Source organism: Streptosporangium longisporum, assembly GCF_039534895.1.
In the GTDB taxonomy this organism is placed as follows: Bacteria; Actinomycetota; Actinomycetes; order Streptosporangiales; family Streptosporangiaceae; genus Streptosporangium; species Streptosporangium longisporum.
Genome location: NZ_BAAAWD010000014.1, coordinates 13,126 through 35,230, shown reverse-complemented (window position 1 = coordinate 35,230; position 22,105 = coordinate 13,126). Strand labels below are relative to the sequence as shown.

The window sequence follows — 22,105 nt, the reverse complement described above, 5'->3', positions numbered from 1 at the left end:
GAGGCGTCACGGCTTCGCCGCGGAGGGTGACCGTGTTCAGGCGCGGCGGGGCCGCGCTCCGGTTCTGCGGCCGAGCATGGTGGCCCACCGTCCGTGAGGTCCGGTGGCCCGGCCGCCGACACGGGTCGCGGTGACCTCGGCGCCGGGCTCCTCCGCGGCCTTGGCCGCCGCGAGGTAGATCGACTCGGCGCGCCGGGCCCGGGGTTCGGGCCACAGTTCCAACGCGCCGCACACAGAAGGTAGCACCGCGTAAGCGATCTGTAGATAACCTTGTGCAGATGGGTGGTAACGATCAAGGCCGAACATCTCCGCCGGGTTCGTGTCGAACTCCTGTCCCAGCAGGTCGGCGAAGGCCACCGTCCGCCCGCCCGCCTCGACCACCGCGACGGTCTGCGCGGCGGCCAGCTGGCGGCTCCAGCGACGGGTCACCCAGCGCAGCGGCTGGGCGATCGGCCGTACCGTGCCCAGGTCCGGGCAGGTGCCCACGACCACCTCCGCGCCGGCCTCCCGCAGCCGCAGCACGGCCTTGCGCAGGTGCCGTACGGCCTGGGCGGGAAGGGTCTGCGAGGTGACGTCGTTGGCGCCGACGAAGACGACCGCGATCTCCGGGCGGGCCTTGAGCGCCCGGTCCACCTGGTCGCCCAGCTCGGCCGAGGTCGCCCCGGACCTGCCGGCGACGGTCAGCCGCACCGGCCGCTCGGCGATCAGGGCGAGACCGTTGGCGATCAGGGCGCCGGGCGTCTCGGCGGGGTCGGAGGTGCCCAGCCCGACCGAGAGGGAGTCGCCGAGCATCACCAGCCGGACCGGCTCGCCGCCGAAGGGCCCGTACACGCCGTCCGAGGGCGGTCCCTCCATGCCGTGCGGGCGTCCGACCGCGCGGCGGGCCACCAGCGCCTCGGCCAGCAGCAGCCCGTAGGCCGCCGCGCCGAGCGCGGTGACGCCCCCTCCTCCCACCGCGGCCGCGGCGGCGATGCGGCGGGCGGCGCGCGCCGTCCCGGACGTCCGGATCACGAGGCGTTGCTCCCTCCGTGCGGGGCGGTAGCGTTGCCTTGGAACCCACGCCGAGGCCCGCCACCCCCATGGGATCACGGCGCACGACAAACAAGCTGACCCAGCTTTGGTATTTCGAGGTGATTATCCCGGTGCGCGTACATGATTCGCTCGTCGAGCTGATGGGCAACACCCCCCTGGTCCGGCTGCACAAGGTGACCGAGGGGATCTCCGCCCAGGTGCTGGCGAAGGTGGAGTACTTCAACCCCGGCGGCTCGGTCAAGGACCGCATCGCGGTGCGGATGATCGACGCCGCCGAGAAGTCGGGCGAGCTGCGCCCGGGGGGCACGATCGTGGAGCCCACCTCGGGCAACACCGGGATCGGCCTGGCCATCGTGGCCCAGCAGCGCGGGTACCGCTGCCTGTTCGTGGTGCCGGACAAGGTGGCCCAGGACAAGATCTCCGTCCTGCGCGCGTACGGCGCCGAGGTCGTGGTCTGCCCGACCGCGGTCGCGCCCGACCACCCCGACTCCTACTACTCGGTCTCCGACCGGCTGGCCAGGGAGACGCCGAACGCCTGGAAGCCCGACCAGTACTCCAACCCGCACAACACCGAGAGCCACTACCACTCCACCGGCCCGGAGATCTGGGAGCAGACCGAGGGCCGGGTCACCCACTTCGTGGCGGGCGTCGGCACCGGCGGCACGGTCAGCGGCACCGGCCGCTACCTCAAGGAGGTCTCCGGCGGCCGGGTCAAGGTCATCGGCGCCGACCCGGAGGGCTCGGTCTACTCCGGCGGCACCGGGCGGCCGTACCTGGTGGAGGGCGTCGGCGAGGACATCTGGCCGGCCAACTACGACACCACGATCTGCGACGAGATCATCGCGGTCTCCGACCGGGACTCCTTCGGCATGACCCGGCGCCTGGCCCGCGAGGAGGCGCTGCTGGTGGGCGGCTCGTGCGGCATGGCGACGGCCGCCGCGCTGCGGGTGGCCGAGCGGGCCGGACCGGACGACGTGGTCGTCGTGCTGCTGCCCGACGGCGGCCGCGGCTACCTGTCGAAGATCTTCAACGACGAGTGGATGGCCGACTACGGCTTCCTGACCACCCCCAGCGAGGAGGGCCTGGTCAAGGACGTGCTGGTCCGCAAGGGCCCCGGCATGCCGGAGTTCGTGCACACCCACCCGCACGAGTCGGTCGACACGGCCATCTCGATCATGCGCGAGTACGGCGTGTCCCAGCTCCCGGTGATGAAGGAGGAGCCGCCGGTCATGGCCGCCGAGGTGGTCGGCTCGATCCTGGAGCGCGACCTGCTGGACGCCCTCTACCGGGGCCGGGTGCGGCCGACCGACCCGATCGCCGCGCACATGTCGCAGCCGCTGCCGACGATCGGCGCGGGCGAGCCGGTCTCCATCGCCGTCGAGGCGCTGGAGAAGGCCGACGCCGCGGTCGTCCTGGACGACGGCAAGCCGGTCGGCCTGCTGACCCGCCAGGACCTGCTGGCCTTCCTGGCCAACCACTGATCCCACCGGTCGCCGGCCCGGCCGGATCGCCGGACGGCACGGGGCCGGGGGGATCCCCCTCCGGCCCCGCGCCGTCCACGGTCAGAGCGGGAACTCCACCAGCACCTCCCACGCCCCGGAGGGGGTGGGACCGGCCAGCAGCCGCCCGCCGAGCGCCTCGACGCGCTCGGCCATGCCCACCAGGCCGAAGCCGCCGCCCAGGCGGCTGATCCGCGTGTCGGTCACCGAGCCGTAGTTGCGCACCCGCAGCCGCACGGTGATCCCGCTCCAGGGGACGGTCCCGCTCCAGGGATCCAGGCCGGCGCCGTCGACCAGCTTCAGGTCGGCCTCGATCCAGTCGGTGCCCGGGGCGTGCCGCCGGACGTTGGTCAGCGACTCCTGCAGGACCCGGTGAAGGGTGGTCATCACCTCCGGGGGCACGGTCTCGTCGGTGATGCCCTGGCCGATGTCGAAGGCCACCTGGGGGCCGGCCGTGGAGAAGCGCTCCACCATCGTGCGCATGTCCATGAGCGTGCTGCCCGGTGAGCGGGCGGCCTCGTCCTGGGCGCGCAGCACGCTGACCAGCCTCCGCATCGAGGTCAGCGCGTCGGCGCCGGCGCCTGCGATGGCCTCCAGCGAGGGGACCACGGCCTCGGGCTTCTGCTCGGCGACGACCTTGGCCGCCTGGGCCTGCACCACGATCCCGGTGATGTGGTGGGCCACCAGGTCGTGCAGTTCCCTGGCGAGCTCCAGGCGCTCGGCCCGCCGTACCGAGTCGACGGCCTCCCGGCGGCGCTCCAGCTGGAAGCGCAGGTAGGCACCGGTCCCGGCGGCGAAGGACCAGCCGACGAAGAGCAGGAACCCCGAGGCCACCGCCGCGTTCGCCTCGTTGATGCGCGCGCACGAGACCTCCAGCACGATCATCACGGCCAGCGAGGACAGCGCGGCCCGCCGGACCGGCTCGATGGCGCGCAGCCCGCCGACCGTGAGGATCAGCAGCGCGCCGATCTCGGCCGTCCCCGGTCTGCCGTCCGCGCCGGTGGCCCCGATGACCAGCGTGGACAGGACCGACACCGCCAGCAGGACGCGCAGGTCGCCCACCCGGTGGCGGCGCCGTCGCAGCACCGCCACGATGCCGACCACCCCGCACACGGGGCTCAGCCACCCCACCACGTCGCCCGAGGACGCCGCCAGCAGCACGTCCACCAGGAGCAGCAGCACGAGCCAGCCGATCAACGCGATCTCGCTGAGCCTCTTGACCCAGTAGACGAGCCGGCTGTTCTCTCCCACGGTCACCGAGCCTAGGCCTCATGGCCGACATGTCGTATCGGCCGTTCGGCCGAGCGCCACCGGCCCGGACGGAACCTTCAGCGGAGGCGGCGCGGGGCCCCGGCCACGCATGCTGGAGACGTCACGACGGAGAACGAACGGGGAGAAGAGATGGACATCCTGGGGATCCTGCTGCCGATCGCGGGCCTGGTGGTCGGTGTGGTCCTGATGCTGGCCGACCCGCTGCTGCTCTCGCGGGTCGGCGGCGAGCGCGACGACGGGACCGGGGCGGTGCCGACAAGGGCCACCGGGGCAGGTGGGGAGCGTCTTTCCTGGCGGTGAACGGGTTGCCGTAGCGAGTAGCGTTGGGCCCATGAACCATGGATTCGAGACGCTGGCCATCCACGCGGGTCAGGACCCCGACCCCCACACCGGGGCCGTGGTACCGCCGATCTACGCGGTGTCCACCTACAAGCAGGACGGCGTGGGAGGGCTGCGCGCCGGATACGAGTACAGCCGGTCGGCCAACCCCACCAGGACCGCCCTGGAGGAGGCCATGGCGGCGGTCGAGGGCGGCGCCCGGGGGCTGGCCTTCGCGTCCGGCCTGGCGGCCGAGGACACGGTGCTGCGCGCCCTGTGCAGGCCCGGCGACCACGTGGTCATCCCGAACGACGCCTACGGGGGCACCTACCGCCTGTTCGCGAGGGTCCACGAGCGCTGGGGCCTGCACTACGACCCGGTCCCGCTGGGCGACCTGAGGGCGGTCGCGGCGGCGATGACCCAGAAGACCAGGATCATCTGGGTGGAGACCCCCACCAACCCGCTGCTCGGCGTCGCCGACATCGCGGCCCTGGCCCAGCTCGCCCGCGAGAACGGGGCGCTCCTGGTGGTGGACAACACCTTCGCCTCGCCCTACCTGCAGCAGCCGCTCGCGCTCGGCGCGGACGTCGTCGTGCACTCCACCACCAAGTACGTGGGGGGCCACTCCGACGTGATCGGCGGCGCGCTCGTCGCGCGCGACGCCTCGGTGGGCGAGGAGCTCGCCTACCACCAGAACGCGATGGGCTCGGTGCCCGGCCCGTTCGACGCGTGGCTGACGCTGCGCGGCCTCAAGACGCTCGGGGTGCGGATGGACCGCCACTGCGAGAACGCCGAGCGGGTGGTGGACCTGCTGCTCGCCCATCCGCGGGTGACCTCGGTGCTCTACCCGGGCCTGTCCGACCACCCCGGCCACGAGGTGGCGGCCAAGCAGATGAAGCGCTTCGGCGGCATGGTCTCCTTCCGGGTCGCCGGGGGCGAGGCCGAGGCGGTCGAGGTGTGCGACCGCACCAAGCTGTTCATCCTGGGCGAGTCGCTCGGCGGGGTGGAGTCGCTGATCGAGCACCCCGGCCGGATGACGCACGCCTCCGTGGCGGGCTCGCCGCTGGAGGTCCCCGGCGACCTGGTCCGCCTGTCCGTGGGCATCGAGTCGATCGACGACCTGCTCGCCGACCTGACCCAGGCCCTGGGCTAGCCGTACCGTCCCGCGGGCCTCTCCGCGGGCGCCCGGGACGTCCGGGGTCTCCTGGGCCGCCCGGGTCTCCCGGATCGCCCGGGTCTCCCGGATCGCCCGGGTCTCCCGGATCGCCCGGGTCTACTGGATCGCCCGGGTCGCTTGGATCGCCCGGGTCGCGGGGCCGCGACCCGGGTTCGGACCCGATGTCCTCGGACGCCCGCGGGGGCGTGACCCCGGCTCAGACCGGATCCCCCCAGACCATCAGCACCAGGATGACGATCCAGATCAGCACGATCACCCCGGACAGCGCGGCGATCCGGCCGGTCTGCACCTTGGCGTCGTCGTCGGGGCTGTCGCTGGTCAGGACCCGGATGGCGGTGCCCTGGTCGCGGTCCACCATGACCAGCAGCACCGCGGCGACGATGAACAGCGTCATGGACACCGACAGGTACGGCCTGCTCAGGAACTCGCGGCCCAGCAGCACCCCGAACAGGAAGACCCCCACCGAGGCGACGCCGTAGACGCGGGTGGTCTTGTGCAGGTAGCGCAGGACGCCGACGTCCTTGGCGCGGATGAATCTGGGGGTGGACATCGTGGCGGCGGTGATCGGCCCCAGGGCGAAGATCGCGAAACCGATGTGCAGCCAGAGCAGCAGGTCTGTCATGGGCCAGACATTAGTCTCCACCGGTGTCCTCGTGGTACGCCCCCGTACGTCCTGTACGTCTCATCGCGCCTCGTCACGTCCCGGCGCGGCAAGGGCCGGGCAAGGATCCGTACAGGTAACGCAAAGTGCTCGATCTTCGCATTCTTGCTCTGAGCACCCCCCGAGGGTCAGTAGGATCACTGGCGAGCTCGTTCCCGTGTGAGGAGACCTGCGACGGTGAGGTCGCGGTCGTGCCGGGCGGGCGTTCCATCGGGCAGGACGGCACAAGGGAGTGCCCCGTGAGCATCAGACATGTCGAGCCGTACGGCGAGGAGTGGCGCGAGCGCCCGGCCGGTTACGCGGCCCTCGTCGTCAGGGCGCTGGGCGATCAGGTGGAGGGCTGGTGGCAGGGACCCTGCGACCCGCGTACCGTCACCATCCGGCTGGCCGGGGGCGACGCGCTGGTCTGGGACGAGGAGAGCGGCTGGCGTCACGGCCGCTACGCGAGCGGTGACCGGGAGAACCCCACCGTCCTCGCCGACCCCCGCTATCTGGGCGGCGGCCTGCTGCCCGCTCCGGAGCGGATCGGCCCGGCCGTCGCCGACGCCCGCGCGGGCGTCGGGAACTGCACGGCCTGGAGGCCCTGCTACCGCTCCCACCGCCACCACCGCGACGGCTTCGACCTGGCGCTCGGCGCCTACGCCGTCTACGCGGACGTCTGACCGGCTCGGACGCCCGACCCGCGCGGACGTTCGGCCGGTTCCGGACGTCTGACCGGCCCGGACGCCTGACCGCCCGCCCGCCGGAGCCCGGGAACCGGGCCCCGGTGAAGGGTCCGGCCCGGGTCCGGCGGGTCAGCGGCTGCGACGCGTCCGCAGGAAGTCGCTGACCACGTACTCCCCCAGGTGGTCGGCGCCGGTGGAGAAGACCCGGCCGCCGTTGCGGCGTCCCACCTCGTCGACGAAGTCGCGCAGGCGCTCGTCGTCGGCCAGCATGAAGACGTTGAGCGTGGCCCTGCGCCGGGTCATCTTGTCGACCTCGGCCAGGGTCAGCTCCAGCGTCTCGGAGGTGGGCGGCCACTCGAAGGCCGCCGACCCGTCGCGCCGCAGGTGGGCGGTGGGCTCACCGTCGGTGACCACGAGCACGACCGGCTCGAAGTCGGGGTGACGGTCCAGGTGGCGCCCGGCGATCAGCAGGGCGTGGTGCAGGTTCGTGCCCTGGACCATGTCCCACTCCAGGCCCGCCAGCTCGTCGGGCTGCAGCACCCGGGCGTAGTTGGAGAAGCCGATGATCTGCACCGAGTCCTGGGGGAACTTCGAGGCCACCAGGGCCTGCAGGGCCATCGCGGTCTGCTTGGCGGCGGCCCAGGTGCCGCGCAGGGCCATCGAGTACGACAGGTCCACCAGCAGGCAGACCGCCGCGGCCGTGCGCCGCTCGGTCTCGGCCACCTCGAAGTCGTCCACCGTCAGGGTCACCGAGCCGGTGCCCCCGCCGCGCCGGACGCCGTTGACCACGGTGCGGACCACGTCGATCGGCTGCTCGTCGCCGAACCTCCACGGCCGTGAGGAGCCGGTGAGCTCCCCGGCCGAGCCCGCGTCCACCTGGTCGTGGTCACCGCGCCGGCCCCCCTCCAGGGAGGTGAAGACGCGGCGCAGCGCGGTCTCGCCCAGCCGCCGGACGGCCTTGGGGGTGAGCTCCACCTTGCCGCGCTGGCGGCGCAGGTACCCCTGGGCCTCCAGCTCGCGCTCGACCCGCTTGAGCGCCTCCAGGTCGTCCACGGCGGAACGGCCCAGGGCACGGCGGATCGCGTCCTCGTCGATGTCGTCCATCCGGGCGCCGGGGTAGTCCTGGCGCAGCGCGGACTCCAGCTGCGTCAGGTCGGCGAGCTCGTCCAGCGCGCCCACCGCGTCGGACATGCCCATCGGCTCCTCGCCGCCGAACCGCTCCGGGGTGTTCCAGGACAGGTCGGGACGACGGGCGTAGAGGGACTCGCCCAGGCGGCGCATCTGCTCGTCCAGCCCGGCCTGCTGGAGGGTCTGCCCGATCAGGGCGTCGAGCTCCTCCCGCTGGGCCGGGGTCAGCGAGGCCAGCAGACGCTGGGTGGCCGCGGCCCGGCGGGCCAGGGTGTCGACCAGCTCCTCCAGGTTCCGCGGCGCCTCCGGGAACATGTCCCCGTACTTCTCCATGAACCGCTCGAAGTCGGCCTGGGTGTGCTCACCCCGGGCGTCCCGGTCGAGCATGTCGTTCAGGTCGGTCATCATCTCCCGGACCCGCTCCATGGCGGCCGGGTCGGGATTCTCCAGCGCCTGGCGCATGCCGCGGAACTGGCTGTCGAGCACCTCCCTGCGCAGCAGGTCGCGCAGCTCCTCGAAGGTCCGCTGCGCCGCGGCCGAGCGCCAGCGGTACTCGCCCAGCTCCCGGATGGCGCTCGCGGTGTCGTCCGGGAGCGCGGCCAGCTCGGCCTCGCGCAGCCGGGCGTCGTCGGAGGGGTCGGGGAACAGCTCGGCCCGCTCCTGGCCGATCGCCTTGTCCAGCAGAGTCCTGGCCCGCTCCAGGGTGCCGTCCAGGCGGCCGCGCTCGCGCAGCTCGCGCCTGCGCCGCCGTACCTCGCGGAGCAGGTCCTCCAGGCCCCGCCGGTTCTCCGCCCCGGGCAGCCCCTCCCTGAGCAGGTCGCGCAGGGCGTGGGCGGGGTTGGAACCGGACAGGACCGCGTCGCCCATCCGGTCCAGCGCCGAACGGACGTCGTAGGGCGGGGCGAGCGGGTCGGGCCCGTCCCGGTATTCGCCGTAGCGATAGCTCATGCGGACCCCTCAGGTGCGGTAGACCGTCGTACCGTCCACCTCGTCCTTGGACAAACGGCGCAGAAGGTAGAGACCCTCCATGGCGAACTCCAGCGCGGCGGCGGCGTGCCCGGGGGACTCGTCGCCGATGCCGAGCTGGGACATGATCCTTGCCAGGCCGGGCACGGGCCCGACCCTGCGCAGCAGTTCCGAGGCCGGGACCGTCACGCCCGACTCGACCTGGGCCCCCTCGGAGAACCTCTCCAGCAGCGGGTTCAGGTCCGTGCCGCCGAGCGTGCCGCGGAAGGTCTCGGCCACCGCCCTGCGGAGCAGGTGCGAGAGCACCTCGGTCTCCCGGCCCTCCTCGCTGACCTCGAACTCCACCTTGCCGCGCAACGTGTGCACGATCCCCGGCAGGTCGGCCACCCGGGCCACCGCGTGGTCCTCGCCGGTCAGCGCGGCACGCCGTACGGCGGAGGCGGCCGCGGTCTCGGCCGCGGCGATGGAGAAGCGGGCCGAGACCCCCGAGCGCGAGTCCACCGCGGTGGACTCCCGGACCAGCCGGGTGAAACGGGCGATCACCTCGATCAGGTGGTCGGGCAGGTCGGCGCCCACCTCGGCGAGCGCGGCCTCCTGGCGGATCAGGACGAGCTCGGTCTCGACCGACAGCGGGTAGTGGGTACGGATCTCGGCGCCGAAGCGGTCCTTCAGCGGGGTGATGATCCGGCCCCGGTTGGTGTAGTCCTCGGGGTTGGCGCTGGCGATCAGCAGGATGTCCAGCGGCAGGCGCAGGTTGTAGCCCCTGACCTGGATGTCGCGCTCCTCCAGCACGTTGAGCAGCGAGACCTGGATCCGCTCGGCCAGGTCGGGCAGCTCGTTGACGGAGAACACGCCCCGGTTGCTCCGGGGGACCAGGCCGTAGTGGACGGTCTCCGGATCGCCGAGCGTCCGCCCCTCGGCGATCTTGATGGGGTCGATGTCGCCGATCAGGTCGCCGACGGAGGTGTCGGGGGTGGCGAGCTTCTCGCCGTACCGGTCGTCCCGGTGCTTCCAGGAGATCGGCAACTCCTCGCCCGACTCGGCCGCCAGGCGGCGGCAGCGGGCGCAGGAGGGCTCGTAGGGGTGGTCGTTGATCTCGCAGCCCTCGACGACGGGGGTCCACTCGTCCAGGAGCCCGGTCACGGTGCGGATCAGCCGGGTCTTGCCCTGGCCGCGCTCACCGAGCAGGACCAGGTCGTGCCCGGCGAGCAGCGCTCGCTCCAGGTAGGGCAGGACGGTGTCGTCGAAACCCACGATGCCCGGGAACCGCGGCTCCCCGGCCCGCAGGCGGGCCAGGAGGTTCTCGCGGATCTCGGCCTTTACCGTACGGTGAATATGGCCGCTCGCGCGCAGCTCGCGCAGAGTACGTGGCTCTGGGATATGAGGCACGGGATCGAGCCTACGTCCACAACGCACCATCCGGCACTCTCCTCCCTCTTCCGGATCTTGATCCCTTCCGCCGGAGCCCCGCGTAGCCCCGCGGAGCCCCGTGGGACGGGCCGCCGATATTGCGTGGCGGCCGGGGCGAGTGCTTGTCCCGGCAGTGGGGACAATCGCTCCAGGAACAGGCACCGGACGGCTCCGGCACGGGGCGGCCGGCGCTTGCGACGGGAATCACGACGGACAGGGGGTGCGGACGAGTGGCGCTGATGACGAGTCGTTTCGCCGACGGCCTCGCGGTGGGGACCGACCTGGTCGCCGCGGCCGAGACCGCGGTGCGCCGGGCCCTGTCCGGCCTGTCCGGGCCGGCGGACCTGCTCTGCTTCTTCATCTGCGGGGACGACCCCGACGAGGTCTCCCGGGCCGGGCTGCGCGCGATGGGCATGGCGCCCGGCGCGGCCGTGCTGGGATGCAGCGCCACCGGGGTCATCGGGGACGGCCAGGGGATCGAGGTGACCCCCGCGGTCAGCGCCTGGGCCGCCACCCTGGAGGGGGCGAGGCTCACCACCTTCGCCCTCGACACGCTCAAGACCGAGGACCGCTTCGTGGTGGTCGGCCTGCCCGACCGGGCCCCCGACGACCGGGCGGCCGTCCTGCTCGCCGACCCCTACAGCTTCCCCACCGACGGCTTCGTCGAGCGCTCCGCCGAGGTCATGGGAGATCTCCCGCTGATCGGCGGCCTGGCCAACGCCGTCCAGGGCCGCGGCGCGGTGCGGCTCTTCGCCGACGGCCAGGTGCACACCGAGGGCGCGGTGGGGGTGCTGCTCAGCGGCGACGTCAACGTGGCCACCGTGGTCAGCCAGGGCTGCCGCCCGATCGGCCCGACCATGGCCGTCACCTCCGCCGAGGACAACCTGCTGCTGGAGCTCGCCGGACAGCCCGCCCTGGCCCGGCTGGAGGAGATCGTCAGCGCCCTGGACGAGGACGACCGCGACCTGGTCGCCTCCGGGCTGCAGATCGGCGTCGCCATGGACGAGTACGCCGAGCGGCACGAGCGCGGCGACTTCCTGATCCGGGGCGTGCTCGGCATCGACCCCGAGCGGGAGGCCGTGGCCATCGGGGACGTCGTCGAGATCGGCCGTACCGTCCGCTTCCAGGTCCGTGACGCCGCCACCGCCGACGAGGACCTGTACGAGCTGCTGGACGCCCACCGCGAGGAGTTCGGCCGGGTGGACGGCGCCCTGCTGTTCTCCTGCAACGGCCGGGGCTCGGCCATGTTCGGCAGCGCCGACCACGACGCCGTCGCCGTCCACGACACGCTGGGCCCGGGCGGGGTGGCCGGGTTCTTCGCCGCCGGCGAGGTGGGCCCGGTGGGCGGCCACAACCACGTCCACGCCTTCACCGCCTCGGTCCTGGTCTTCTCCGCCCGCCCTCCCGCCGACCGTTCGTGACGCCCCTCGGCGGCCCGGCGGCCGGGGGATCAACCGACCTTGAGCTGTTCGTCACCGAAGTCGGCGACGAGCATGAGGGTGCCCCCGAGCGCGGCCACGTACCGGTCCAGGACCTCACGCGTCGACACGTCGCCCTTCTCGATCTGCGACACCCGGCCGACCGAGACCCCCATGCTCTGCGCGACCTGGTTCTGGCTGAGCCCGCGCCGTTTGCGCATCTCGGCGAGACGCCACGCCCGGTTCTCGTCCTGCAGGTGCCCGACCTCCGCCTCGAACCGCTCCGGCCCGCCCGCCGTCTCGATCGCCCGCTCCAGATGGCCGCTCTCACGCCACCTGCGATGGCTGCTCACCGCGTCATCTCCTTCCGCCGGTCCGCCAGGTAGACCTCGTACGAACGCTCGGCTCTCGGGATCGCCTCCCGGTACCAGCGTTCCCAGTTTCCGGCCTTGTCCCCCGCGGTCAGCAGGATCGCCGCTCGCCACGGGTCGAAGACGAACAGAATCCGGATCTCGCTTCGGCCCACGGACCCGGGCCGGAGTTCCTTCATGTTGGAGAGGGTGGACCCGGCGACGGTGTCCACCAGCGGCCGCCCCTCCGCGGGTCCGCCGCGCTCCAGCATCAGGATCGCCTGGTTGACCAGTTTGTGTGACTTCCTATCTGTGTCATGAAGCATGTCGAGAAACTCCCCCACCTCTTCGGTGAGGAAGATCTCCCATTCGCCCACTGTGCCCCCAACTCTACTTAAACTTTAGAATATTCTAAAGATCGACACGATGATCGAGTCGGGAAACGGACGATCCCGCTGCTGATCAGTGGTGCGCGCGGGGAGGCGACGACAGGGCCATCGCGACGGGGGCGAGAGTGCCGGCCGCCCCGTCCGAGGGCGCCGGGGCTCGGATGCGGGGGCGGGGCGGCGCCGGTCGTACGATGAGCCGCATGCAGGACCCTCAGGTGACCTATGACGACGTGGTCGCCGCGCGCGGGCTGCTGGCCGACGTCGCGCTGCGCACCCCGCTGCTCCACTCGCACGTGCTCTCCGGTGTGGTGGGCGGTCCCGTCCACCTCAAGTGCGAGAACCTGCAGCGCTCCGGCTCGTTCAAGATCCGGGGAGCGTACGTCAGGATCGCCGGGCTGACCGGGCAGGAGCGGTCGCGGGGGGTGGTGGCCGCGAGCGCGGGCAACCACGCCCAGGGCGTGGCGCTGGCCTCCGGGCTGGTCGGGACCGGCGCGACCGTCTACATGCCGCGGGGGGGCGCCGCTGCCCAAGGTGGCCGCGACCCGCTCGTACGGCGCGGAGGTGATCTTCGCGGGGGACACCGTGGACGTGGCGCTGGAGCGGGCCCGCGAGCACGCCGGGCGGACCGGGGCGATCTTCATCCACCCCTTCGACCACCCGGACGTCATCGCCGGGCAGGGCACGATCGGGCTGGAGATCGTCGAGCAGCTCCCCGAGGTCGGCACGATCGTGATGTCGCTCGGCGGTGGCGGGCTGGCGGCCGGGGTGGCGCTCGCGGTCAAGTCGCTGCGGCCGGGGGTGCGGATCGTCGGCGTGCAGGCCGAGCTGGCCGCCGCCTACCCGGCGTCGCTGGCCGCGGGACACCCGGTCGACGTCAGGCCCGCCCTGACGATGGCCGACGGCATCGCGGTGGGCCGGCCGGGGGAGCTGCCCTTCGAGCTGATCCACTACCTGGTGGACAGCGTCGTGACCGTCACCGAGAGCGAAATCTCCCGTGCCCTGGTGCTCTGCCTGGAGCGCGCCAAGCAGGTCGTCGAACCGGCGGGCGTGGCCGGGGTGGCCGCGATCCTGGCCCACCCGGAGATCTTCGAGCCACCGGTGGTGGCGGTGCTGTCGGGGGGCAACATCGACCCGCTGCTGCTGGCCAAGGTCCTGCGGCACGGCCTGGCCGCGGCCGGGCGCTACCTCACGGTGAGGGTGCCGCTGGCCGACCGGCCGGGCGCCCTGGCGACGCTGCTGACCCGGCTGGCCGACCTGGGCACGAACGTGCTCGACATCGTGCACCAGCGGCTGGGCATGCACCCGGGCGAGGTCGACGTCCAGCTCCAGCTGGAGACCAAGGGGCCGGTGCACTCCGAGGAGGTGCTGGACTCCCTGCGGGTGGACGGATACAAGATCGCCTGCACCTGAGGCGGCCCGGCGGGCACCGTCCCGGCCGTGATCATCGTGGGTCCGCCCCCGGGCTGGCCCGCAGGTAGGCGAGCACGGCCAGGACGCGGCGGTTGTCGTCGGCGGCGGGTTGCAGGCCGAGCTTGCCGAACAGGCTCCCGATGTGCTTGGAGACCGCCACCTCGGTGACGCCCAGCGCCCGGGCGACGGCCGCGTTGGAGCTGCCCTGCGCCATGTGCTGGAGCACGTCGAGCTCGCGCGGGGTGAGCCCGGCCAGCGGCGAGCGGTTCCGGCTGAGCAGGCGGCGCACCACCTCGTGATCGACGACGACGCCCCCGCAGGCGACCTGCTCGACCGCCGCGAGGAAGTCGGCGGTGTCGGTCACCCGCTCCTTCAGCAGGTAGCCGATCGCCGCGGCGTGCGAACGGAGCAGCTCGGCCGCGTACTCCTGGGCCACGTACTGGCTGAGGACGAGGATCGGCAGGCCCGGCCGCTCCCGCCGCAGGCGGATCGCCGCGAGCAGCCCCTCGTCACGCTGGTCGGGCGGCATGCGCACGTCGGTGACGACCAGGTCGGGCTCGTGGGCCGCCACCGCCTCCAGCAGGGAGGGCACCTCGCCGACCTGGGCGACCACGGTGTGGCCCGACATGGACAGAAGCCGCGCGAGCCCGTCGCGCAGCAGCACGGAGTCCTCGGCGATCACGATCCGCACGGGATCTCCAGACGCAGTGTGGTGGGCCCGCCGACGGGGCTGGCGATGAGCAGCCGCCCGCCCAGGGCGTCGGCCCGGTCGGCCAGCCCCTGCAACCCGGTTCCGCGTCCGGTGCCGGCCCCGCCCCCGCCGTCGTCGGTGATCGTCACCTCCAGCAGTTCCCTGACGAGCCGGACCGTCACCTCCACCTCGCGTGCGCCACTGTGCTTGGCGGCGTTCGCCAGGGCCTCGCTCACGGTGAAGTACACGGCCCCCTCCACGGCGGCCGGCAGGCGGCCGGGCAGCAGTACCTCCACGCGCAGCGGGAGCACCGACTGCGCGGCCAGCTCGTCGACGGCCGCGCCGATGCCGCGGTCGGTCAGCACGTGCGGGTGGATGCCCTGCACCACCTCGCGAAGCTGCCGCAGCGCCCGCCGGGACTCCTCGTGCAGCGCGCTCACCTCCGCGTCGTCGCCCAGCCGCAGCCGCAGCAGGCCCAGCCGCATCGACAGGGCGAGCAGGCTCTGCTGCACACCGTCGTGCAGGTCGCGCTCGATCCTGCGGCGTTCGGTCTCGAACCCCTCGACGAGCCTGCTGCGCGACCGCTGGACCTCGACGAGCCGGCCGGCGCCTCCGGTCGTGAGGAACCGGCGGGCGATCACGGCACGCGCCCCGGCCACCGCGGCCAGCACGTACGCCGATCCGATCATCACCACCACGCCGATCGGCGGCGTGAGCCAGATCCAGTCGCCGAGCCGCAGCCCGGCGGGCACGGCGGCGGGCGGCAGGACCGAGACGACGACCGGGCCGAACAGCATGGACGACGTCAGCAGCACCGTCGCGACGGACACGCCCAGCTCGACGGGCCACAGCACGGTCGCGGCGAGCAGGCCGTACCCCAGCACCCGCCACCGGTCCGGCGGCGGTGCCCGCCGCGCGTCCACCAGCCTCAGCCGTGCCCTCTCCAGGGCGGCGTACGGCCCGGTCAGCCGGAGCAGCGCGGACAGGATCACCACCCCCACGACCAGGACGCTGAGCAGCACCCCGGACGTGCCGAGCACCACGACGACCACCATCGCGAGCGCGCCCGTCACCGCTCCCGACGCCAGATAGGCCAGGCAGCGCAGCGGCCAGAGGGAGAACAGGAAGCGCTGCGGGCCGGCCGTCATCGCTTCCCACGGGGTGGACATCCTGGCAGGGTACGGCCGTGGGCGGCGCGTGCCCATATGGCTGGCTATACCCGTGACCCGCACCCAGCAGGATTCCCCCGGGGGCCGCCCGCCGCGACCGTTGTGGCATGAAACGCGTGACGAGACGTGGCAAGCAGATCCTCGACGTCCTCCACTACACGACCTCGGTCGGCTGGCTGGGCGTCGGGTTCACCCAGCTCGCCCTCAACCTCTTCGCCCTGTCCGTCCCCGAGCTGCGGGTGCCCGCGCACGAGATCGCCCACCTGCTCGACCGGTGGGTGCTGATCCTGCTCGCCCTCGGCTCGCTCGTCACCGGCCTGCTGCTGGGGCTGAAGACGAGGTGGGGCGTGCTGCGGTACCGGTGGGTGCTGGTGAAGCTGCTGCTCACCCTGGCCCTGCTGGTCTTCGCGCCGGTGTGGCTGGGCGGCTGGGTCGTCGAGGCGATCCGCCTGGCCGGACTGCTCGACCCCGCCTACTCGGCCGTCCGCGACGACCTGATCATGGGATCGGTCGCCATGGTGAGCACGCTGGCGCTGATGGTGGTCGTCTCCGTGGTGAAGCCGTGGGGCAGGGTAGCCCCCGCGCGGCGTCGCGAGGCCACGGCGGGGGACGGTCCCGCGTGACTGACGGTCCCGCATGACGGGGTCGCGTGACGGGACCGGAGGCGCCCTACCAGGTGGTGGGCTTGCGCGGGGTGAACAGCCAGGCGTCGAAGAGGGCGTCCAGGTCCCTGCCGGAGACCTTCTCGGCCTTGGCGAGGAACTGCGCGGTGGTGACGTTCCCGTACCGGTGCTCGGCGGCCCACTCGCGCAGCAGCCTGAAGAACGCCGGATCGCCGATCCGCTGCCTGAGCGCGTGGAGCGTCATGGCGCCCCGGGTGTACACCGAGTTGTTGAACAGGTCGTCGGCCCTGGCCCGGCCCGGGGCGTAGCTCCAGATCGGGTCGTCGGCGCCGGCCGAGTGGTTCCTGCGGAACAGCTGCTCGGCGGTGGTCCGGCCCTCGTGCTCCGACCAGAGCCACTCGGCGTAGGTGGCGAAGCCCTCGTTGAGCCACAGGTCCCGCCAGCGCTTGATGCTGAGGCTGTCGCCGAACCACTGGTGGGCCAGCTCGTGGGCGATGATGGAGTCGTCCGGGGCGAACCCGCCGTACATGGGCTTGGTCTGGTTCTCCAGGGCGTAACCGGCCGGGAAGTCGTCGACCACGCCGCCGGTGGAGGAGAAGGGGTAGGGGCCGAACAGCGTGCTCCAGTGGTCGGTCACCCTGCCCGAGGTGTCGTAGAGGTGCTGCAGCTCGCCGCGGTACTTCGGGTCGACCGCGGCCAGGTTCTTCAGGCCCCCCGGGGTCCTGCCCTGGCGCAGCTCGAACCTGCCCAGCGTCATGGTGGCCAGGTAGCTGGCCATCGGGTGGTTCTCCCGCCACTGGAAGGTCGTCCTGCCGCCGGAGGTCCTGGGCGTGCCGACCAGTTCCCCGTTGGCCAGCGCGGTCAGCCCGGCCGGCACGGTGATCGAGAACTCGTAGCGGGCCTTGTCCGCGGGGTGGTCGTTGCCCGGGAACCAGGTCTTGGCGCCGTTCGGCTGGCAGGTGACGAACGCGCCGTCCTTGGTCGGGATGAAGCCGTACGTGCCGAGGTTGGAGGAACCGCGGACCGGCTTGGGCTCCCCGGCGTAGGTGACCTCGGCGGTGAACGCCGCGCCGGTACCGACGGGGGTCGCCGGGGTGACGGTGAGCTCGGTGCCGCTGCGGCCGAACCTGGCGGGCCTGCCGTTCACCGTGACCCGGCGGACGGTGAAACCCGACAGGTCGAGGTTGAAGGAGGTCAGCGGCTGGGTGGCCCGCGCCTCGATCCCGGCCACCCCGGACAGGCGCCGGGAGGAGGGCTCGTACGCCAGCCTGAGCCGGTAGCGGTCCACGTCGTAGCCGCCGTTGCCGTCGGTGGGGAAGTCGGGGTCGCCGATCCCGGGGGCACCGGGCCCGGACTCGCGGTCCGGTGCGGAGATCGAGGCCGAGGCCGACACCGGGGCCGAGGCGGACATCGGGGCCGAGGCGGAGGCCGGGCCCGTGCCCAGCACGCTCTGGCCGCTCGACGCCGAGCAGGCGACCGTGCCGACGATGCCGAGCACGCCGAGAAGAGCGGTGGTCGCCGTGGTGGCCGGCCGCTTGGACGCCATACCCTCAAGCCCCCTTCCCCGGCCCGTACGGCCGAGCCAGTGAATGGCACCCTACGCGACCTGCCCGTGCCGATCAGGCGTCTCGGGCAAGCGCCCGGACGCCGGGACCGGACACGGCCCGCCCGTGCGACCGACAAAGTACGAAAGGCGGGTTCATCCACCCCGGGGGCGGGTGGCGCAGATCACTCGGGTCCCGGACACCGGCGTCCACCGGGACGGCTCCCCGGCGGACGCGGGACCGGGAACGGCCGGTCGACGGTGACCGGCCGTGACGGTGCCGTTCCCGATTGATCGCCCCGAGGGGGTCGTGGCAAAGCCAAGGGCGGTCATCGGTTGTCCCCGGGAGGCGTTACCCGGGACGGTCCGTCCCGGGGGCACGCGCGGTGCGGCTAGAGGTTGCCGCGCAGGTCCTGCTCGCGCTCGATGGCCTCGAAGAGCGCCTTGAAGTTGCCCTTGCCGAACCCGAGCGAGCCGTGCCGCTCGATCAGCTCGAAGAACACGGTCGGGCGGTCCTGGACCGGCTTGGTGAAGATCTGCAGCAGGTAGCCGTCCTCGTCGCGGTCGACCAGGATGCCGCGCTTCTTGAGCTCCTCGATCGGGGCACGGACCTCGCCGATGCGGGCGCGCAGCTCCGGGTCGTCGTAGTAGGAGGCGGGCGTGTCCAGGAAGGCGACCCCGGCCGCGCGCATGTGGTCGACGGTGGTCAGGATGTCGTTGGTGGCCAGCGCGATGTGCTGCACGCCGGGGCCGCCGTAGAACTCCAGGTACTCGTCGATCTGCGACTTCTTCTTGGAGATGGCCGGCTCGTTGAGCGGGAACTTCACCTTGCGGGTGCCGTCCGCGACGACCTTGGACATCAGCGCCGAGTACTCGGTGGCGATGTCGTCGCCGATGAACTCGGCCATGTTGGTGAAGCCCATGACGCGCCGGTAGAAGTCCACCCACTCGTCCATCTTGCCGAGCTCGACGTTGCCGACGCAGTGGTCGATCGCCTGGAACAGCCGGCCGTTGCGCACGGCGGGGGGCGCCACCAGGGGCTCGGCGGCCGCGAAACCGGGCAGGTAGGGGCCGCTGTAGTTGGACCTGTCGACCAGGGTGTGCCGGGTCTCGCCGTAGGTGGCGATCGCCGCGAGCACGACCTTGCCGTGCTCGTCCTCCATCACGTACGGCTCCGCCAGCCCCTTGGCGCCCTGGGCGAGCGCGTGCCGGTAGGCCTGCTCCACGTCGGGGACGTCGATGGCGAGGTCGATCACACCGTCGCCGTGCTCGGCCACGTGCCGGGAGACGCCGGTGCCCGGGCGCACCGCGCCCCGGAACTCGAACCGCGCCGAACCCGAGGTGAGCACGTAGGACACCTCGTCGCGGCTGCCGTTCTCCGGGCCCCGGTAGGCCACGAGCCGCATGCCGAACGCGCTGGAGTAGTAGTGGGCGGCCTGCTTGGCGTTGCCCACGGCGAAGACCACGGCATCCATGCCGTTCACGGGGAAGATGTCGTTCATGCCCATACTGTCCGTTTTATTGGGCGACCTGTGCAAGAGTGACTTGAAACTCTGTACAATTTGCCTAGTTACTCATCGGTCACCCTGGAGAATCTGTACACCATGACGATCGACGAGCTGGACGCCCGGCTCATCGCCCTGCTCGCGGCCGAGCCCAGGCTGGGCGTGCTGGAGTGCTCGCGGCGGCTGGGCGTGGCCCGGGGGACCGTCCAGGCCCGGCTGGACCGGCTGTCGGCCCGCGGGGTGGTCACCGGGTTCGGGCCGGACGTCGCCCCCGCGGCGCTGGGCTACGACGTGACCGCGTTCGTCACCCTGCAGATCCGCCAGGTCAGCGGGCACGACCCGGTCTCCGACCAGCTCGCGGCCATCCCCGAGGTGCTGGAGGTGCACACCATCACCGGCGGCGACGACATGCACTGCCGGGTGGTGGCGCGCAGCAACGCCGACCTGCAGCGGGTGATCGACCAGATCGTCGACGTCCACGGCGTGGTCAGGACGTCGTCGGTGATCGCCTTGGACACTCCCGTGCCATACCGTGTTCTGCCTTTGGTGGCCGATGTCCCCCGCAAGGCGAGAGGGTAGCCGTACCATGCCAAGCAGGGGCCAGACACCGTTATCCATCGTTTACCCTTGGCGGTCCGTGCAGGTCGCAGGGGGTCTGCGATAGGTCCTACCGGGGGGTCACGCGTGGTGAAGGGTCGGACGAGCGTTTCCAGGAGAAGGATCCTGAGGATCACACTCGTCCTCTTCGGCGTTGTCGTGCTCTCGGTGGCCGGCCTTCTCGGGGTGGTCTGGGCGATGACCCCCATCCCGGACAGCACGCAGCCCGACGCCACCGCGCAGGGCTCGGTGATCTACTACCGCGACGGCAGGACCGTGCTGGCCCGCCAGGGCGTCAACCGCAGGAGCGTGACCCTCGACAGGGTGCCGCAGAGCCTGCGCAACGCGGTCATCGCCGCGGAGAACCGCTCCTTCTACGACGACCAGGGCGTCTCCCTCAAGGGCACCTTCCGCGCGATGTGGTCCACGCTCACCGGCCGGCAGCTCCAGGGCGGCTCCACGATCACCCAGCAGATGGTCCGCAACTACTACAGCGGCCTGAGCCAGGAACGGTCGATCGTCAGGAAGCTCAAGGAGGTCATGATCTCCCTGAAGGTGGACCGTTCCAAGTCCAAGGACTGGGTGCTGGAGCAGTACCTCAACACCATCTACTTCGGACGGGGGGCCGACGGGGTGCACGCCGCGGCCGGGGCCTACTTCCGCAAGGACCTGAGCAGGCTGACCCTCGCCGAGAGCGCCTACCTGGCCGCCGTGATCCAGCAGCCCTCCCGGTTCGCCGACCCCTCCGGGCCCGACCTGTACGCGGCCAGGGAGCGCTGGAGGTCGGTGATCGACGGGATGGCGGCCATCGGGGCGATCACCTCCGAGGAGGCCGCCCGCGCGACCTTCCCCGCCCTCGCCCGGCCCAGGGCGATCTTCGAGCCCACCGGGCAGCAGGGCTACATGCTCGACCAGGTGACGGCCGAGCTCAAGAGCAGGGGGTACACCGACGAGGTGATCAACCAGGGGGGTTTGAAGATCGTCTCGACCTTCGACAAGAACCTGATGGCCGCCGCCGAGCGCGCCGTCACCTCGGTGCTGCCCGAGGGCACCCCCCGCAAGGTCCGCACCGGCCTGGCCGCCGTCGACCCCGCGACCGGCGAGGTCACGGCCTTCTACGGCGGCCGCGACTACACCGCCAACAAGTTCGACAACTCCTTCTCGGCCAAGGTGCAGGCCGGATCGACCTTCAAGGCGTACACGCTGGCCGCCGCCCTCGACAACGGCTTCGGCCTGGAGACCCAGGTCGACGGCAACTCGCCGCTGCGGGTCGCCTCGGCCGACATCCCCAACTCGGGCGGGTACTCCTACGGCCCGGTCAACCTGGTCAGGGCGACACAGAGCTCGGTGAACACCGCGTTCGTCGACCTCGCCCAGAAGGTCGGCCTGGACAAGGTCGTCAAGGTCGCCCAGAACTCCGGGATCCCCGCCGAGCAGCTCGCCCCGCACCGGGGCGCCGCGACGCTCCCGCTGGGCGTGGCCTCGGTCAGCGCGGTGCAGAACGCCTCGGGGTACGCCGTCTTCGCCGCCGAGGGGGTCCACCGCGAGGCCCACGTGATCCGCTCGATCACCGAGGCGAGCGGCCGGACCGTGAAGAGCTCCACCAAGGGCAGGCGCGCCTTCGGCGAGCAGGCCGCCGTCGACGCCACCTACGCGCTCCGGCAGGTCGTCGAGGCCGGCACCGGCTCGGGGGCCCGCCTGGACGACCGCCCGGTGGCGGGCAAGACCGGCACCACCGACGAGTCGGCGGCCGTGTGGTTCGCCGGGTTCACCCCGCAGCTCGCGGTGGCCGTCGACATGTTCCGCGACGACAACAAGCCGGTGACGGTCAACGGCAGCGCCCTGTACGGCGGGTCCTACCCGGCGCAGATCTGGCGTGCCTTCATGACCGAGGCGATGAAGGGCAAGCCGGTCAAGGAGTTCAAGGAGCCCTCCAGCTACGGCTACTCCAACCCCTACGGCGACCACGGCTACGGCCAGGAGGATCCGCGGGGGCAGGCGGGCGTCGGCCCGGCCCCCGGGCCCGGCGACACCGGCACCCCTGAGCCGGGAGCCCCGTCCCCGGAGCGGGAGGTCCCGGTCCCCGACCGGGGGCCCGGGGAGGGGCCGGGGGAGTGGCCCGGAGACGGCGGCGACGGTCCCGGCGGCTGGGACGAGAACCGGGGCGACCGGGGCGACGGGGACGACGGGTACGGAGACTTCGGCCTCGACGGCCTGGGCCGCAGGCTGGGGACCTCCCCCGGGCAGGGCTGACCCCTCCCGGGCCGTGGCCGGACGAGGGG

The 22,105-nt window shown here is 72.3% G+C and carries 20 protein-coding genes and 1 pseudogene; 10 read left to right on the top strand and 11 right to left on the bottom strand.

Features of this window, described 5'->3' with window-relative positions; genetic code table 11:
- Window positions 1-36: 36 nt before the first annotated feature.
- On the bottom strand, window positions 37-1,011 hold the full coding sequence (locus ABD832_RS23565) for an SGNH/GDSL hydrolase family protein (RefSeq protein WP_344899000.1): 975 nt from the start codon (window positions 1,009-1,011) through the stop codon (window positions 37-39).
- Between the two features lie 131 nt (window positions 1,012-1,142).
- Between ABD832_RS23565 and ABD832_RS23560 the strand changes: the two genes are divergently transcribed.
- A complete protein-coding gene (locus ABD832_RS23560; protein WP_344898998.1) occupies window positions 1,143-2,513 on the top strand; it encodes a cystathionine beta-synthase in 1,371 nt (456 codons plus the stop codon).
- A gap of 81 nt (window positions 2,514-2,594) precedes the next feature.
- Here the strand turns inward: ABD832_RS23560 and ABD832_RS23555 are convergent, their stop codons facing one another.
- Entirely contained in the window at window positions 2,595-3,782 is a 1,188-nt protein-coding gene (locus ABD832_RS23555; protein ID WP_344898996.1) for a sensor histidine kinase, read from the bottom strand.
- Window positions 3,783-3,932: 150 nt separating this feature from the next.
- On the opposite strand from ABD832_RS23555, the gene ABD832_RS23550 reads away from it, so the two are divergent.
- Both ABD832_RS23550 and ABD832_RS23545 read left to right on the top strand, forming a co-directional pair.
- The gene (locus ABD832_RS23550) at window positions 3,933-4,103 is read left to right on the top strand and encodes a hypothetical protein (protein WP_344898994.1); all 171 of its coding nucleotides are present in this window, start codon (window positions 3,933-3,935) and stop codon (window positions 4,101-4,103) included.
- A gap of 31 nt (window positions 4,104-4,134) precedes the next feature.
- The gene (locus ABD832_RS23545; protein WP_344898992.1) at window positions 4,135-5,274 is read left to right on the top strand and encodes a cystathionine gamma-synthase; all 1,140 of its coding nucleotides are present in this window, start codon (window positions 4,135-4,137) and stop codon (window positions 5,272-5,274) included.
- A gap of 220 nt (window positions 5,275-5,494) precedes the next feature.
- Here the strand turns inward: ABD832_RS23545 and ABD832_RS23540 are convergent, their stop codons facing one another.
- Complete coding sequence (locus ABD832_RS23540) at window positions 5,495-5,920, bottom strand: hypothetical protein (protein WP_344898990.1); 426 nt, start codon at window positions 5,918-5,920, stop codon at window positions 5,495-5,497.
- Between the two features lie 278 nt (window positions 5,921-6,198).
- On the opposite strand from ABD832_RS23540, the gene ABD832_RS23535 reads away from it, so the two are divergent.
- Complete coding sequence (locus ABD832_RS23535) at window positions 6,199-6,621, top strand: DUF6292 family protein (RefSeq protein ID WP_344898988.1); 423 nt, start codon at window positions 6,199-6,201, stop codon at window positions 6,619-6,621.
- A gap of 132 nt (window positions 6,622-6,753) precedes the next feature.
- Here the strand turns inward: ABD832_RS23535 and ABD832_RS23530 are convergent, their stop codons facing one another.
- Complete coding sequence (locus ABD832_RS23530; protein ID WP_344898986.1) at window positions 6,754-8,700, bottom strand: vWA domain-containing protein; 1,947 nt, start codon at window positions 8,698-8,700, stop codon at window positions 6,754-6,756.
- 9 nt (window positions 8,701-8,709) lie between these two features.
- Complete coding sequence (locus ABD832_RS23525) at window positions 8,710-10,137, bottom strand: sigma 54-interacting transcriptional regulator (protein WP_344898984.1); 1,428 nt, start codon at window positions 10,135-10,137, stop codon at window positions 8,710-8,712.
- A gap of 230 nt (window positions 10,138-10,367) precedes the next feature.
- On the opposite strand from ABD832_RS23525, the gene ABD832_RS23520 reads away from it, so the two are divergent.
- Window positions 10,368-11,549: an FIST signal transduction protein gene (locus ABD832_RS23520; protein ID WP_344898982.1), complete on the top strand. Its 1,182-nt coding sequence runs from the start codon at window positions 10,368-10,370 to the stop codon at window positions 11,547-11,549.
- Window positions 11,550-11,578: 29 nt separating this feature from the next.
- Here the strand turns inward: ABD832_RS23520 and ABD832_RS23515 are convergent, their stop codons facing one another.
- Complete coding sequence (locus ABD832_RS23515) at window positions 11,579-11,899, bottom strand: helix-turn-helix domain-containing protein (protein WP_344898980.1); 321 nt, start codon at window positions 11,897-11,899, stop codon at window positions 11,579-11,581.
- Complete coding sequence (locus tag ABD832_RS23510) at window positions 11,896-12,273, bottom strand: type II toxin-antitoxin system RelE/ParE family toxin (RefSeq protein ID WP_344898978.1); 378 nt, start codon at window positions 12,271-12,273, stop codon at window positions 11,896-11,898. Before ABD832_RS23510 ends, ABD832_RS23515 begins: the two co-directional genes overlap by 4 nt.
- Before the next feature lie 173 nt (window positions 12,274-12,446).
- Here ABD832_RS23510 and ABD832_RS23505 point away from each other — a divergent pair.
- Both ABD832_RS23505 and ABD832_RS23500 read left to right on the top strand, forming a co-directional pair.
- A pseudogene (locus ABD832_RS23505) lies at window positions 12,447-12,743 on the top strand (pyridoxal-phosphate dependent enzyme); the annotation flags it as partial.
- 73 nt (window positions 12,744-12,816) lie between these two features.
- Window positions 12,817-13,695, top strand: coding sequence for a pyridoxal-phosphate dependent enzyme (locus ABD832_RS23500; RefSeq protein WP_344898976.1), 879 nt, complete (start codon window positions 12,817-12,819; stop codon window positions 13,693-13,695).
- Window positions 13,696-13,726: 31 nt separating this feature from the next.
- Here the strand turns inward: ABD832_RS23500 and ABD832_RS23495 are convergent, their stop codons facing one another.
- Window positions 13,727-14,386: a response regulator transcription factor gene (locus ABD832_RS23495; RefSeq protein ID WP_344898974.1), complete on the bottom strand. Its 660-nt coding sequence runs from the start codon at window positions 14,384-14,386 to the stop codon at window positions 13,727-13,729.
- Window positions 14,374-15,555 (bottom strand): sensor histidine kinase, encoded by a 1,182-nt coding sequence (locus ABD832_RS23490; protein ID WP_344898972.1) that lies wholly within the window; start codon window positions 15,553-15,555, stop codon window positions 14,374-14,376. The genes ABD832_RS23495 and ABD832_RS23490 overlap by 13 nt, the downstream gene beginning before the upstream one ends.
- Before the next feature lie 107 nt (window positions 15,556-15,662).
- Here ABD832_RS23490 and ABD832_RS23485 point away from each other — a divergent pair, with 107 nt between their 5' ends.
- On the top strand, window positions 15,663-16,178 hold the full coding sequence (locus ABD832_RS23485; RefSeq protein WP_344898970.1) for a hypothetical protein: 516 nt from the start codon (window positions 15,663-15,665) through the stop codon (window positions 16,176-16,178).
- A gap of 46 nt (window positions 16,179-16,224) precedes the next feature.
- On the opposite strand, the gene ABD832_RS23480 is transcribed toward ABD832_RS23485, so the two are convergent.
- Both ABD832_RS23480 and hppD read right to left on the bottom strand, forming a co-directional pair.
- Window positions 16,225-17,724, bottom strand: coding sequence for a M1 family metallopeptidase (locus ABD832_RS23480; RefSeq protein WP_344898968.1), 1,500 nt, complete (start codon window positions 17,722-17,724; stop codon window positions 16,225-16,227).
- 389 nt (window positions 17,725-18,113) lie between these two features.
- Window positions 18,114-19,223, bottom strand: a complete 1,110-nt coding sequence (gene hppD / locus ABD832_RS23475; protein ID WP_344898966.1) for a 4-hydroxyphenylpyruvate dioxygenase — start codon at window positions 19,221-19,223, stop codon at window positions 18,114-18,116.
- A 102-nt stretch (window positions 19,224-19,325) separates the two neighbouring features.
- On the opposite strand from hppD, the gene ABD832_RS23470 reads away from it, so the two are divergent.
- Both ABD832_RS23470 and ABD832_RS23465 read left to right on the top strand, forming a co-directional pair.
- Complete coding sequence (locus tag ABD832_RS23470) at window positions 19,326-19,805, top strand: Lrp/AsnC family transcriptional regulator (protein ID WP_344898964.1); 480 nt, start codon at window positions 19,326-19,328, stop codon at window positions 19,803-19,805.
- Between the two features lie 186 nt (window positions 19,806-19,991).
- The gene (locus ABD832_RS23465) at window positions 19,992-22,076 is read left to right on the top strand and encodes a transglycosylase domain-containing protein (RefSeq protein WP_344898962.1); all 2,085 of its coding nucleotides are present in this window, start codon (window positions 19,992-19,994) and stop codon (window positions 22,074-22,076) included.
- Window positions 22,077-22,105 lie beyond the last annotated feature (29 nt).

Bases quoted from the DNA above. Each gene is read 5' to 3' on its own strand.
- ABD832_RS23550 (WP_344898994.1), top strand. From the start codon at position 3,933: ATGGACATCCTGGGGATCCTGCTGCCGATCGCGGGCCTGGTGGTCGGT.
- ABD832_RS23545 (WP_344898992.1), top strand. From the start codon at position 4,135: ATGAACCATGGATTCGAGACGCTGGCCATCCACGCGGGTCAGGACCCC.
- ABD832_RS23540 (WP_344898990.1), bottom strand. From the start codon at position 5,920: ATGACAGACCTGCTGCTCTGGCTGCACATCGGTTTCGCGATCTTCGCC.
- ABD832_RS23530 (WP_344898986.1), bottom strand. From the start codon at position 8,700: ATGAGCTATCGCTACGGCGAATACCGGGACGGGCCCGACCCGCTCGCC.
- ABD832_RS23525 (WP_344898984.1), bottom strand. From the start codon at position 10,137: ATGGTGCGTTGTGGACGTAGGCTCGATCCCGTGCCTCATATCCCAGAG.
- ABD832_RS23520 (WP_344898982.1), top strand. From the start codon at position 10,368: ATGACGAGTCGTTTCGCCGACGGCCTCGCGGTGGGGACCGACCTGGTC.
- ABD832_RS23490 (WP_344898972.1), bottom strand. From the start codon at position 15,555: ATGTCCACCCCGTGGGAAGCGATGACGGCCGGCCCGCAGCGCTTCCTG.
- ABD832_RS23485 (WP_344898970.1), top strand. From the start codon at position 15,663: ATGAAACGCGTGACGAGACGTGGCAAGCAGATCCTCGACGTCCTCCAC.
- ABD832_RS23480 (WP_344898968.1), bottom strand. From the start codon at position 17,724: ATGGCGTCCAAGCGGCCGGCCACCACGGCGACCACCGCTCTTCTCGGC.
- hppD (WP_344898966.1), bottom strand. From the start codon at position 19,223: ATGAACGACATCTTCCCCGTGAACGGCATGGATGCCGTGGTCTTCGCC.
- ABD832_RS23470 (WP_344898964.1), top strand. From the start codon at position 19,326: ATGACGATCGACGAGCTGGACGCCCGGCTCATCGCCCTGCTCGCGGCC.